This is a genomic window from Spinactinospora alkalitolerans (assembly GCF_013408795.1).
GTDB classification, from domain to species: domain Bacteria; phylum Actinomycetota; class Actinomycetes; order Streptosporangiales; family Streptosporangiaceae; genus Spinactinospora; species Spinactinospora alkalitolerans.
The window spans coordinates 3,920,964-3,934,054 of record NZ_JACCCC010000001.1; the positions used below are offsets into that span (position 1 = coordinate 3,920,964).

Here is a 13,091-nt window from a genome sequence, read left to right on the forward strand (position 1 = left end):
CAGTACGTCCACAATGATGGCGCCCGCCCGGTCCACGCGCGTGAGAGGCTTTCACCCCCCATGGCGAAGATGCCCAACTATGCCGATGCCCTCAAGATCCTCGGCAAGGACGACTCCGCGGTCCTGGACTTCGCGGAGAAGCTCGTGGACGGAGGGCTCGGCGCGCTCGGCGTCCCCGACCTGTTCGGGCTGCGCAGCGAACTCGTGGCCAAGGGCCGCGAGCTGCTCGGCGGCATCAGGGAGCGGATCACCGGGGTCAGCCGCTGGGACCGGACCCAGCGGATCGAGGCCGCGCACCGGATCCTGCTGGTGACGTCGTTCATCGAGGCGCTGGACGAGGTCATCGAGGACCCCGGGTCGCCGGTGGACTGGGCGGAACTCGGGCTCGACGACGAGGAGACCCGCTCGTGGCTCGTCTCCCTCGTCGACAGCCAGTACGGAGTGGTCGCATCGCCGAGTGTGCCCCTGGTCCCCGACCACGGCGACCATTGGGGCGGCCCCTACAAGTTCCTTCCGAGGTTCGTCCGCTCCCTGGGTTCCCTGTCCCGGACGCACAACGCACCGGGGACGCTGCGCCGGCTCGACGAGACCCGGCGGACCCACCTCTCCGAGATGCTGGGAAACGTCGCGACGGTGGCACGCCGCCGCTACGAGGAGTCCTACCGGCAACTGGCCGCGGACGTTCCGGAGTTCGGGGTGTGGGTGAACCTCGCCGAACACCGGGCCACCCGTGAGGGCGTCGATCAGCTCGCCACGGGACTGCGCGGCCTGAACGAACTCCTCGTCCACGTGTCCCCCGGCGCGAAGCTGGAGCGGCGCCGGGCCGAACTCGCCGCGCTGTACCGGCGCACGCTGGACCGGCCCGTCCTGTCCAGCGCCGACGCGCCCGAGGGGTTCGCGCTGCCCACGCTGGAGGAGGCGTACCTGAACCCGCGCGGTCGGATCGCCACGACCATGAGCGAGGACCAGCCGGCCACCGACAGCTGGTGGGAGATATGGCCGCTGCACGACGACCTGCAGGGGCCGCTCGTCTCCTTCCTCACGCAGTCGCGGGCCACCGAGTCCCCTCTCGTCGTGCTCGGGCATCCCGGCGCGGGGAAGTCCAAGCTCACCGAGATGCTGGCCGCCCGGCTGCCCTCCGGGGACTTCCTGCCGGTCCGGATCGAGTTGCGCTCGGTGCAGGCCGACGCGTCGATCCGCAGGCAGATCGAGGAGGGGATCTCGGCGACGCTGCACACCGACGTGGCGTGGCGGGACCTGGTGGAGTCGGCCGACGGCGCGCTGCCCGTGGTCATCCTCGACGGCTTCGACGAGTTGCTGCAGGCCACCGGCGTCAACCGGTCGGACTACCTGGAGCAGGTGCAGCAGTTCCAGCAGGACCAGGCGGTGCTCGGCCACCCGGTGGCCGTCATCGTGACCAGCCGCACCGTCGTCGCCGAGCGCGCCCGCTTCCCGATCAGCACCACCGTCATCCGGCTGGAGCCGTTCGACGAGGCGCAGATCGCCCGGATGCTCGACGTCTGGAGTACCGCCAACGCCTCGATCCTGGCCGCACAGGGCCTGAAGCCGCTCCCGCTCGAAACCGTCCTGCGCCACCGCGAGCTCGCCGAGCAGCCGCTGCTGCTGCTCATGCTGCTGATCTACGACGCCGACGGCAACGCGCTGCAGCAGGCCGACGCCGACCTCGGCCGCGCCGACCTCTACGAGGAGCTGCTCACCGCCTTCGCCCGCCGCGAGGTGCGCAAGCACAAGCCGCACCTCACCGACACCGGCATGGACCAGGCCGTCGAGGACGAGCTGCGCCGGCTGGAGGTCGTCGCCATGGCGATGTTCGCCCGGCACCGCCAGAGCGTCGAGGCCGACGAGCTCGGCCGCGACCTCGCCGCGCTCTTCCCCGACTCGGCGGTGCGCCCGGCCGACGCCGGTATGCACGGCGCGGTCAGCGACGCCGACCAGGTGCTGGGCCGGTTCTTCTTCGTGCACGAGTCGCAGGCCCGCCAGGACTCCCAGCGGCGCAGCGTCTACGAGTTCCTGCACGCCACCTTCGGCGAGTACCTGGTGGCGCGCACGGTCGTGGCGACGCTGGACGACCTGGTGGCCGACCGCCTGCACGCGCAGCGGCGCCGCCGCCACTCGGGCGCGCCGGACGACGGGCGGCTGCACGCCCTGACCTGCTTCGCCGCGCTGGCCGGGCGGGCCGCCGTCGTGGAGTTCACCGAGGACCTGCTCGCCCGCGACCTCACCGGCCGCCCCGAGGACCGTGCCGATTACCGCACGCTGCTGGTCGAGCTGTTCCGCGACGCGCTGCACCCCAACCCGAACCGCTCGGCGATCGACTACGAGCCCTGCCGCGCGACGATCCCGCAGCGCCTGGGCACCTACACCGCCAACCTGGCCGTCCTGCTGGCGCTGGTGGCCCAGGAGGACGTCGACCTCGCCGAGCTCTACCCCGATGCGGCCGTGCCCTGGCAGGAGTGGCGCGGGCTGGCCGGGCTGTGGCGGTCGATGCCCGGCGACGACTGGCACGGCACCCTGGACGCCGTCCGCGTCCGCCACCTCGGCTACTGGTCGGACGAGAACCCGCGCACCGTGCTCTGCAAGGAGAGCGGGGACCCGGTCAACATCGGCGAGTGCGTGGGCTTCGAACTGCACGCCGACGCCGCCGCCGACCTCTCGATCACCGACCCCTACGGCATCACCGTGCCCTATGAGGGGGTCACGTCCCGGGTGCTGCGGTCCATGGCCGTGCGCGCGCACGGCTCGGTGAGCAGGTCGGTGCTCATGCTCGGCCCCTACCTGGCCAACGTCGGCGCCGACGTGAGCACGTGGCTGCTGGACCCCGAGACGGACACGGCCTGGACCGAGGTGCACGACATCCTGGAGCTGCGGCTCGCCCCGCCCGGGGAGGACCCCGACGGCCGGATCCGGCGCTACGCGCGGCTCCTCTCGAACAGCCGCAAGCTCGGCCGGCTCGAACTCACCGTGCTGCGCCAGGCCGCCGAGGAGTTCGGCTACCTCTCCGCGCACCCCGCGCAGGCCGAAGCGCTTCGTTCCCTGGTCGGCCGCTACCTCGGCGCGGTGACGTCGGTCATCGCCGGTCCCCGGCTGTCCTCCCGGATCGTCGGTCCTGTTCTGGCTGCGCTGCGCCCCCATATCGAGGCACCCGAAACACTCGACCGGATCGGCGAAATCGTGGTCCAAAACGACGATCTGGAGCCGACCGGATCAGAGGACCGCCATCACCGCTACCGCCTTGACGTGCGCGAATACCGCCAGACGGACAACATGGGCGGCAGTGCGGGATGACCGGCACCCCCTCCCGCACCAGAAGAACCATCACCAAACCCTGACGAAACCGGCCCCCAGGCACCAGGATGGTCCCCGGCGTTCGTTCCCGTGTCCCCGGTGACCTTCTCGGTGGTGCCATGCGCGAGCCTGTCCGCTACTGCGACGCGATCCGCTTCCTCGGCGCCGACGAGGAGCGGGTGATCGAGCTCATCGGCCGCCTCTCCGGCGGCGCCGGGATGATCGACCTCCTCCAGGCGCGCACCGACCTCGTCCGGTTCGCGCACCGGGCGCTGAACCGGCTCGACCGGGAGGCGCACCGGCTGAACCGGCTGGCGCGCACCCGGCGCGTCGCGACGGCGCACACCATGATCGTGGTGACGGCGCTCTTCGAGTCGCTCGACGACACCGAGCTGCCGTTCGAGCTCGACGGGCGCTCGGCGAACCTGGACGCGGCCACCACCGACGCCTCCTCCCCCAAGCACCTGGGCGAGTTCGTGGCGCTGCTGGTCGACTCCGCTCCCCCGCTGCCCCGACCGCAGCGTCCGGCCGCCGACGCGCGCACGCGGGTGCGGCGCTTCTACGTGCGGCGCTGCAAGCAGCTTCCCGCGGTGCTGCGGGGCATGCCCGTGTGGGGCGAGCTCGGCGAGGCGCACCGCAGCGCGATCGCCGACCGGCTCGGCTCGGCGCTGGCCGAGCGCTGCCTGCGCCGCTACGAGGAGCTGCGCGACAAGCTCGCCGCGAGCTTTCCCGAGTTCGGCGCGTGGGCGAACCTGCACGCCGACCGGCCCCGGCACGCGGTGCTGCCCGAGGCGGCCAGCGGCCTGACCCGGCTGCGGCACCAGCTGCAGGCCATCAGCACCGGCACGGTCCCCGACACCGCCCAGGCCGCGCTCGCCCGCGCGCACCGCGAGCACCTGGTGACGCCGATCGCCCCGCTCGGGCGGACGGCGACGGCGACGCACCTGCCGCCGCTCGGCATCGCCTACATCAACCCCCGTTTCCGGACGGCCGAAATGGGGCCAACGGTCCTGCCGCACGATCCCGACTGGTGGTGCGGTGCGACCGAGGTCCGCGACGACCTCCCCGAGTTCCTCCTCGGCCACCTGACCTCCCCGCGCGCGCTGACCCTGCCGCTGGTGGTGTTCGGCCCCTCGGGATCCGGGAAGTCCGCGCTGGCCCGGGTGCTCGCCGCCCGGCTGCCCGAGACCGACTTCGCCGCGGTGCACGTGGCTGCGCGCGAACTGGCCGAGGATGAGGGCGCCGCCGAGATCGGCGACCGGCTCACCCGCGCGCTCACCTGCGCGGAAGGGGAGGCGACGGCGGGGCGCGACGCCGTGCCGCTGCTCGTCCTGGACGGCCTGGAGGAGCTGACGACCCGCGCCGCCGTGTCGCGTTCGGAGCTGCTGGCCGGGCTCGTGGAGTTCCAGCGCGAGCGGGCCGCTCAGGGCAGTCCCGTCGCCGCCGTGGTCACCTGCCGCGACGCCACCGCCGCCCGGGTGCGCTTCCCCAAGGGCAGCGTGGCGCTGCACCTGGAGGACTTCACCGACGATCAGGTCGCCGCGTGGGTGGAGACCTGGAACCGGGTCAACGCGAGCCACTTCAGCCACAGTGGGGTGCGGCCGCTGGACGCCGCGGCCCTCGGCCCGCACATGGCGCTGGCCCGGCGGCCCCTGCTGCTGTTGCTGCTGGCGCTCTACGACGGCGCGGGCAACGCGCTGCGCCGGCTGTCGGCGCCGCTGCGCGAGACCGCGTTGTACGAGCGCTGGCTGCGCATGCTGGCCGACGCCGCCGACCGCGCCGACCCCGCCGTGACCGGCAGGCCGGATGGGGCCGACGCCGACCCCGCCGTGCGCACCGGCCGGATCGAGCAGGGCCTGCTGACCGCTTCGGTCATGGCGTTCTCCATGTTCAACCGGGGCGGCTGGCGGGTGGAGCGCGACGTCGTGGCCGCCGACCGCGCCCTGCTCGTCCCCTGGCCCGCGCACTACGCCCCGCCGCCCGAGGCCACGCGGCTGGGCTGCGTCGTTCCCGCAGGGGAGGCCGGAGGAGGCGGGGAGACCAGAGGGGCCACGGAGGCCGGGACGCAGGACCGCCCCGCCCGCCTGGCGTTCTCCCACCCGGCGCTGGGCGAGTACCTCGTCGCCCGGCTGATCGCCGAGGAGCTGGCGGGGCTGGCCGAGGCGCGGGGCAGGGACCTGCGCGCCATCCGGCCCTCCCCGCCCGACGACGCCTTCCTGCACGCCCTGCTGTCGTTCACGCCGCTGTCGGCCTCCGGTGAGATCCCGCGCTTCCTGACCGAGCGGCTCCGGCTGCTGGCCCCGGGAGTGCGCGACGAACTCCGGCTGGTGCTGGCGGAGCTGCTGCGCGGCACCGGCCGGGCCAGGTCGGAGCACCACTACGCCGGTTACTCCCCGGTCCCGCTGCCGCACGCCGCCCGCGACGCCGCCTACAGCGCTAACCTGATGCTGGCGCTGGTGGCCGTGCACGGCGGCGCGGTGCCGCTGGGCGAGCTGTTCGGCCCCGGCGCCGAATCCCTCTGGCGCTCCCTCGCCCACCTGTGGAAGTCGCAACTGCCGCCGGAGCAGTGGGCGAGCCTGGTGCACGCCCTGGAGGTGCACCGCACCGGGGACGGCCTGGTGGTGCATCCGTGCGGGCCGGCCGACCCCGGCGGGGCGCGGCCGGGACCGCCCGGGACCCAGACCGACCTCGGCTTCACCGCGCGGGAGAGCGCGCTGCTCGCCGACCGCGGGGCGCAGCGGCTGCTGCACGCGGTCGAGCCGCTGGTGCGGGTGTTCGGCGGCGACGTCACCGCCCGCCGCGGCGGCGCGCCCTCTGACGCCAACGTCCTGCTCACGCTGGCCTTCGGCGCGGCCGACGCCGACGACCAGGCCCTGGTCGCCGCCTATGAGCGGGCGTTCTCGCTGGCGGAGGACCTGGGATCCGACGACCGGCTGCGCTTCCAGGTCTTCGTGCTGCGCCAACTGCGCGGGCACATCCACCGCCTGGGCGCCCGGCTGGTCCCGCTGGTGACCCGGCACGTGCGCCCGCTCGGCGTGGCCAGGAGCGCGCGGGCGTCGGTGCGGCGGCTGGCCGAGGAGCACAACGAGCACGTGGAGGCGATCCGCGACGTCCTCGCCGGCCGCTGGTGACCTGCCCCTTCGCGGCGATCTTGACCTTGTGGGGGTTATCGAGGCGTTTTCAGGGCCGAAAAGGTCAAGATCGACGTTGAAAGGGCGGTCAGGAAGGGCCGGAGACGCCGCCGAGGACGCGTTCGGCCAGGGCCGGGACGACCTCGCCGATCGGGTCGCGCAGCACCGCGTCGGCCTCGTCGTCGTAGGGGGTGGGCTCGGCGTTGACGACGATCAGCGTGGCACCGCGGTCCAGGGCCAGGTCGCACAGCCCGGCCACCGGATTCACCGACAGCGAGGTGCCGATGGCCAGGAACGCCGCGCAGTCCTGGGCCGCGTCGATGGCGGCCTGCAGGACGTCGGCGTCGAGGCGCTGCCCGAAGGAGATCGTGTCGCTCTTCTGGATCCCGCCGCACTGCTGGCAGCGCGGGTCGGACTCCTCCTCCAGGCGCTCCAGCACCTCCGGCGTCGGCGTGCGCAGCCCGCACGACAGGCACACCACCCAGTGGACGGTGCCGTGCACCTCGATGACGTGCGCGGGGTCGGTGCCGGCCCTCTGGTGCAGGCCGTCGATGTTCTGGGTGATGATCGCGCGCAGCCGCCCGGCGCGGTCGAGTCCGGTGAGCGCGCGGTGGGCCTCGTTGGGCTCGGCGGTCAGCGCCGGGCCGGCGCGCCGCATCTGCCAGACCTGGCGCCGCACGTTGACGTCGGAGAGGTAGGTGTCGATGTCGAACAGCGCCGCGGCCCCCGGGTCCTTCGTCCACACGCCCTGCGGGCCGCGGAAGTCGGGGATCCCCGACCCGGTGGAGATTCCCGCGCCGGTGAGGACCGTCACGCGGTCGGTGTCGGCCAACCAGTCGGCGACATCGGCGAGCCTTGCGGTGGGAGCCATCCGTTTACCCTTAATCTCTCCTGGCACGAGGTGCCCGCTCATTGTCTCAGGCACCGGCGGCCCCCGCCTCCCGTTGCCCTCCCGCTCCGAGCGGCGCCGTCCCGGCGCTGCGAATCCCGACGAACAGTGCCAAAATCGACCTACTCATGAAACAGCCGCCGTACATCCTCGTGGTCAACGGGACGAAGGTCCGACGCCCCGTTTTCGTCCTGGGCGCTCCGCACTCGGGTGTGGACCTGGTCGCCCGGGCGCTGGGCCGCGCCCCCGGATTCCTCGTGACGGCCGGGCGGCCGAGCGTGCTGCCGGCGGTGTACGCCTTCGCGCGGCGGCCCTCCATCGCCGAAGGCCGCGAGTCGGGCACCGCGGCGCTGCTGCGCGACGCCTTCGCCGAGGCGTGGCAGTTGACCCCGCACACCTGCGCGCGCTGCCCCGGCGGTCCCGTGGCGGCGCGCGACGCGGCCGAACCGTGCCGGCACGCCGGTGAGACGACCCGGTTCGGCGACGCCAGCCCCGACCTGCTCTACAGCGCGGCGGCGCTGACGACGGCCTTCGGCGACGCGGCGTTCGTGCAGATCATCCGGGACGGCCGCGACGTGGTCGCCGACATGCTCGACGACGAGCACTCGCTGATCTGGTTCCGGCCGGGGATGGCCAACCTGGAGCACGAGTTCCCCAATCCGTTCTTCGGAATCGAGTCGGAGCAGGAGCGCGACGACTACCCGCGCCTGTCCGTCGCCGCCAAGTGCGCGCTGCGCTGGCGCAGCGCCGTCCGGCTTTCGGCGCGGCTGCGCGGCGTGCTGGGCGCCGAGCGGCTGATGACGCTGCGCTACGAGGAACTGTCCGGCGGGGAGGTCGAGGCCGCCGAGCGGCTGTCGTCCTTCACCGGCGCGCGGATCTCGGCCGTGGAGCTCGTGCGGCCCGACTCCGACGGCGCCGGCTCGTGGCGCTCGCGCCTCGGCTCCGAGCAGTGCGCCGACGTGCACGCCGCGGCGCAGACCGAGCTGTCCCGGCTGGGCTACGCCTGAGCTGGCCCTTGCGCGGCCGTCGGAGGTTCAGTGCTCCTCCTCGATCCCGCTGCGCCCCGCCACGAACGTGCGGTCCGGGTGGTGCCCCGCGGCGAGCCAGTCGCGGACGCCGCGCCAGGCCCGATGGGAGGGGTCGATCACGGCGAAGTGGTCGGCCCCGGCGACCTCGTGGTAGTCGACCGGGTCCCCGGCGGCGCGCGCGGCGCCGACGTAGTCGCGGCTGTGCTCGACCGGGACGCGGTGGTCGGCGTCGCCGTGCACGACCAGTTGGGGGCGGCCGATGGGCAGCCGGTGCAGCGGCGAGCTGTCGTGGTAGAGCCGCCGGGACGGCCGCGCGCCGAGGAAGTCGGGCACCGCGTCCTCGCCGAGGCCCGCTTCGGCGCAGCGCCGCAGGTCGGTGACCGGCGCGAGGGCGACCACGGCGGCGAGCGGCAGTTCGAGCGCAGCCAGCAGGGCGAGGTGGCCGCCGGCCGAGTGCCCGATGGCGACCACGGCGCCGAAGTCGACCGGGACCTCTCCGGAGTCCAGGAGCGTCCGCATCGACCTGATGGCGCGCAGGACGTCGTCGCGGCTGCGCGGCCAGCCGCCCCCGTCGTCGCCGGTGCGCCGGTACTCCGCGTTGCACACCAGCCACCCGGTCGAGGCGAGGTCGGCGGCGAGCGGGTCCATCAGGCGTGCGTCGTGGCGGTCGCGCCACCACCCCCCGTGCAGCAGCACCGCCACCGGCAGCGGATCGGTCCCGAAGACCGTGGGCTGCCACAGGTGCACCACCTCGCTGGGATGGCGCCCGTAACTGATGGTCCGCGGTGAAAGTGCCATGTCGCGGTTGTGCCCGGACGGCCGCGCCGCTACCCGCCTTCTCCCGGGAGGTCCCGCTGTCTTCGGCCGAGAGGCCGGACCCGCGGTCGCACCGGACCCGCCGCCGCGCGGGAATCGCTACGCTGATCGCCGTGGGCATCGGTTTTCGGGAGATCCTCATCCTCGTGGTCATCGGGCTGGTCGTGGTCGGCGTACCCGCGGTCATCATCGCCGTGACCATCACCACGGGCACGCGCCGGCGCGGGTCGCCGCCACCGCCCGACCAGGGCCCCCGGCCGCCGGCCGGACCCTGAAAGCGGGCTCCGGTGCCGCCGGGCTCCGAGCCGTCCTTATCCTGAGGGCATGGGAGCACTCGGAATTCCAGAGCTGATCATGCTCGTCGCGATCATGTCGATCCCCGTGAGCATCTTCGCCGGCGGCGTCGTCTACGTCGTCCGGCTCGTCCGCACGGGCACGGATGCCACGCTGACCCGTGCGCTCAGGCGCAGGGAGCTCGCCTAGGAGCGCGCGGCAGCGACATCGAAGGCCCGCCGACCGATGCGGTCGGCGGGCCTTTCGCGTTCGTGGATCCCTAGCCCCCGAGCTGGTCGGGGTCGGGGCCGAAGCGCTTGTCGGCGTTGAGGGCGGTGATGGCGTCCACGTCGCCGCTCGCCAGCTCGAAGTCGAAGACGTCGAAGTTGGACCGGATGCGCTCGGGCGTGACCGACTTCGGGATGACGACGTTGCCCAACTGCAGGTGCCAGCGCAGGATCACCTGGGCCGGCGTCTTGCCGTAGGCCTCGGCGATCGCGCCGATGGCCGGGTCGCCGAGCAGGTTGCCCTGGCCCAGCGGGCTCCACGCCTCGGTGGCGATGCCGTGCTCGGCGTGGAAGGCGCGCAGCTCGGCCTGGACCAGGCTGGGGTGCAGCTCGATCTGGTTGACCGTCGGGGCGATGCCGCCCTCGGCCATGACCCGCTTCAGGTGCGCGGGCTGGAAGTTGGACACGCCGATGGCGCGGACGCGGCCTTCGGCGTAGAGCCGCTCGAACGCCTTCCAGGTGTCGACGTAGGTGTCGTGCGCGGGCAGCGGCCAGTGGATGAGGTACAGGTCCAGGTGGTCCAGCCCGAGCCGCTCCATGGTCGCGTCGAAGGCGCGAAGCGTGCTGTCGTAGCCATGGTCGTCGTTCCACAGCTTGGACGTCACGAACAGCTCGTCGCGGGCCACCCCGGACTGGCGGACGGCCTCACCGACGCCCCGCTCGTTGCCGTAGACCGCCGCGGTGTCGATGCTGCGGTATCCCGTTTCGATCGCGGTCCGCACCGGCTCGACCACGTCGGCGTCGTCCACCTGCCACACCCCGAACCCCAGCTGCGGAATCCGCACGCCGTTGTTGAGGGTGACCTCGGGAACCGTAGTCATGAAGAACTCCACGTCGTTGAGTCGGTCAAGATCATTACCGCTTCCGTACAACCCCGCTGCCCCGCACGGCATTCCGCGCCGCCGGCCGAGCGGGTCCCGAGCGGGCCGGGATCGCCCTGGATCGGGGAATCCGTGCCGGGATCGGCGCGGATTTCGATGTTCGTTCCGGTGGTTGTTGGGCAGTTGAGTCCGTCAACGCAGGCGCCCCTGTGGCGCACCGGCCGCATCCGAAGGAGGACCCGTGTCCCAGACCGAGCAGAGCCCCGACCTGATCGGCGTGATCGTCTCCGACCACCGCGACGTCGAACGCGTCTTCACCGAACTGGAGCAGGGCGACCTGGCGCCCGAGCGCCGCAAGGAGCTCACCGACCACGTCATCACCGAACTGGTGCGCCACTCCGTGGCCGAAGAGCAGTACATGTACCCCGCCGCCCGCAAGGCCCTGGCCGACGGCGACCGCATCGCCGACCACGAGGTCCAGGAGCACGCCGAGGCCGAGCGCGTGATGAAGGACCTCGAAGGCCTGGACCCCGGCGACGCCCGCTTCGAAGAGCTGCTGGCCACCCTGATCCGCGACATCCGCCACCACGTCTCCGACGAGGAGAACGACCTGCTGCCCCGACTGCGCGAGGCCTGCTCCCAGCAGGAGCTGGCCGAGCTGGGCCAGAAGGTGCTCCAGGCCAAGAAGAACGCCCCCACCCGCCCGCACCCCAGCGCCCCCGACACCCCGCCGGCCAACCGCATCCTCGACCCCGGCGCCGGCATGATCGACCGCATGCGCGACGCCCTCACCGGACGCCACACCTGACGGCGCTTTCCATCCGACGGAGCCGATGGTTCGGCCGCGCCCGCAGGACGCGGCCACGACGACGAGGAGAGTCGCAGGGATGTTGGTGATGGGCCTCAAGCCCGGCCACGACGGTTCGCTGGCCGTGATCGAGGACGGGAGGCTGCTCCTGTCGCTGGAGTCGGAGAAGGACTCGTTTCCGCGCCACTGCGATCTGACGCCCACGACCTTCCTGGAGGCGGCGGAGCGGGTCGGCCGCGTCCCCGACGTCGTCGCCCTGGGCGGGTGGCGGGCGACGGGAGGATCGGGGCAGCGGTCCATCGGGGCCGGGTACCACGGGGTGCAGGCGCCCCTGCTGCGGCCGGGCGCGTTCTTCGGCGCGGAGGTCACCCACTTCTCCTCCTCCCATGTGCGCTCCCACATCATGGCGGCCGTCGGGATGGCGCCGAGGGAGGACCACCCGCAGCAGGCCGTGCTCGTCTGGGAGGGCGTCACCGGAGGCTTCTACCTCCTGGACGAGGCCTTCCGCGTCACGCGCGAGGTCCCGGTGCTGACCCAGCCCGGGGCGCGCTACGCCTTCCTGTTCGCCGTCGCCGATCCGGCCTTCCCCGACTGCGGGGCCGTGCCCGACCTCGACGTCAGCGGCAAGCTCATGGCGCTGGCGGCCTACGGCGACGCCGACGGCGCCGACCCCGAGACCGCGCAGGCGGTGGAGCACATCCTCAAGGTCGACACCATCTACCCCGCGCCCAAGGAGGAGTTCCGCGGCGCACCGTTCTACAACGCCGGTGTGACCTCCGACGCCGCCACAACGGCCGCCGCGCTGCTGAGCCGCAGGATGTTCGAGGTCTTCGCCGACGCGGCCGAGGAGCACCTGCCGCAGGGGCTCCCCCTGCGCATCTCGGGCGGCTGCGGGCTCAACTGCGACTGGAACGCGCTGTGGCGGAGGTCGGAGCACTTCTCCTCGGTCTTCGTGCCGCCGTGCACCAACGACTCGGGGTCGGCGCTGGGAACGGCGATCGACGCTCTGTGCGCGAGCACGGGCGACCCCCACATCGACTGGGACGTCCACAGCGGGCTGGAGTTCGTCTGGGACAGCGAACCCGACCCGAGGACGTGGGTCAGGCGTCCCCTGGACCACCGCGGGCTGGCCCGGGCGATCTCCGACGGCCACGTCGCCGCCTGGGTGCAGGGCCGGTGGGAGATCGGGCCCAGGGCGCTGGGCGGGCGGTCGATCCTCGCCGAGCCCTTCCACGCGGCCACCAGGGACCGGCTCAACGCGATCAAGAAGCGCGAGGACTACCGCCCCATCGCGCCGTGCTGCCGGATCGAGGACGTCGGCGAGGTCTTCCGCGAGGACTTCCCCGATCCCCACATGCTCTACTTCCGCATGCTGCGCCGCACGGACATGGGGGCGGTCACGCACGCGGACGGGTCGGCGCGGGTGCAGACCGTGGCCCGGGCGGACAACGGGCCGCTGCACGAGCTGCTGTCGGCCTTCGCCGCGCAGCGGGGCGTCGGGGTCCTGTGCAACACGTCGCTGAACTTCAAGGCCAAGGGGTTCATCAACCGCATGTCCGACCTGACCGGGTTCTGCGAGTCCCACGGGATCGACGACATGGTCGTGGACGGCGTCTGGTTCCGGCGCCGCAGCGGCCCGGATCCCCGGTGACGCCGCCACCGCAGGACCCCGGCGCCCCGGAGACGGCGGCGGCGCCCCGGTGCCGCGCGGCCGTGCGGGGCCGCCGCCGGC

10 protein-coding genes are annotated in these 13,091 nt (G+C 73.0%); 7 read left to right on the forward strand and 3 right to left on the reverse strand.

The window, feature by feature from the left end:
* The first annotated feature begins 69 nt into the window (after window positions 1-69).
* Both HDA32_RS17395 and HDA32_RS17400 read left to right on the forward strand, forming a co-directional pair.
* Complete coding sequence (locus HDA32_RS17395) at window positions 70-3,306, forward strand: NACHT domain-containing protein (RefSeq protein WP_246334399.1); 3,237 nt, start codon at window positions 70-72, stop codon at window positions 3,304-3,306.
* 119 nt (window positions 3,307-3,425) lie between these two features.
* Window positions 3,426-6,437, forward strand: a complete 3,012-nt coding sequence (locus HDA32_RS17400) for an NACHT N-terminal helical domain 7-containing protein (protein ID WP_246334400.1) — start codon at window positions 3,426-3,428, stop codon at window positions 6,435-6,437.
* An 88-nt stretch (window positions 6,438-6,525) separates the two neighbouring features.
* Here the strand turns inward: HDA32_RS17400 and HDA32_RS17405 are convergent, their stop codons facing one another.
* Window positions 6,526-7,308 (reverse strand): SIR2 family NAD-dependent protein deacylase, encoded by a 783-nt coding sequence (locus HDA32_RS17405; RefSeq protein WP_179644188.1) that lies wholly within the window; start codon window positions 7,306-7,308, stop codon window positions 6,526-6,528.
* A gap of 146 nt (window positions 7,309-7,454) precedes the next feature.
* Between HDA32_RS17405 and HDA32_RS17410 the strand changes: the two genes are divergently transcribed.
* Entirely contained in the window at window positions 7,455-8,333 is an 879-nt protein-coding gene (locus tag HDA32_RS17410) for a sulfotransferase (protein WP_179644189.1), read from the forward strand.
* Between the two features lie 27 nt (window positions 8,334-8,360).
* Here HDA32_RS17410 and HDA32_RS17415 read toward each other — a convergent pair whose 3' ends face one another.
* Window positions 8,361-9,152 carry an alpha/beta hydrolase family protein gene (locus HDA32_RS17415; RefSeq protein ID WP_179644190.1) on the reverse strand — a complete coding sequence of 264 codons (792 nt, stop codon included), beginning with the start codon at window positions 9,150-9,152 and terminating at the stop codon, window positions 8,361-8,363.
* Between the two features lie 131 nt (window positions 9,153-9,283).
* On the opposite strand from HDA32_RS17415, the gene HDA32_RS17420 reads away from it, so the two are divergent.
* Both HDA32_RS17420 and HDA32_RS17425 read left to right on the forward strand, forming a co-directional pair.
* Window positions 9,284-9,445, forward strand: a complete 162-nt coding sequence (locus tag HDA32_RS17420; RefSeq protein ID WP_179644191.1) for a hypothetical protein — start codon at window positions 9,284-9,286, stop codon at window positions 9,443-9,445.
* Window positions 9,446-9,494: 49 nt separating this feature from the next.
* Entirely contained in the window at window positions 9,495-9,653 is a 159-nt protein-coding gene (locus HDA32_RS17425; protein ID WP_179644192.1) for a hypothetical protein, read from the forward strand.
* Between the two features lie 70 nt (window positions 9,654-9,723).
* Here the strand turns inward: HDA32_RS17425 and HDA32_RS17430 are convergent, their stop codons facing one another.
* Window positions 9,724-10,551 carry an aldo/keto reductase gene (locus HDA32_RS17430; RefSeq protein WP_179644193.1) on the reverse strand — a complete coding sequence of 276 codons (828 nt, stop codon included), beginning with the start codon at window positions 10,549-10,551 and terminating at the stop codon, window positions 9,724-9,726.
* A 241-nt stretch (window positions 10,552-10,792) separates the two neighbouring features.
* On the opposite strand from HDA32_RS17430, the gene HDA32_RS17435 reads away from it, so the two are divergent.
* On the forward strand, window positions 10,793-11,359 hold the full coding sequence (locus tag HDA32_RS17435; protein ID WP_179644194.1) for a hemerythrin domain-containing protein: 567 nt from the start codon (window positions 10,793-10,795) through the stop codon (window positions 11,357-11,359).
* A gap of 79 nt (window positions 11,360-11,438) precedes the next feature.
* Window positions 11,439-13,010, forward strand: coding sequence for a carbamoyltransferase C-terminal domain-containing protein (locus HDA32_RS17440; RefSeq protein ID WP_179644195.1), 1,572 nt, complete (start codon window positions 11,439-11,441; stop codon window positions 13,008-13,010).
* The last annotated feature ends 81 nt before the right edge of the window (window positions 13,011-13,091 follow it).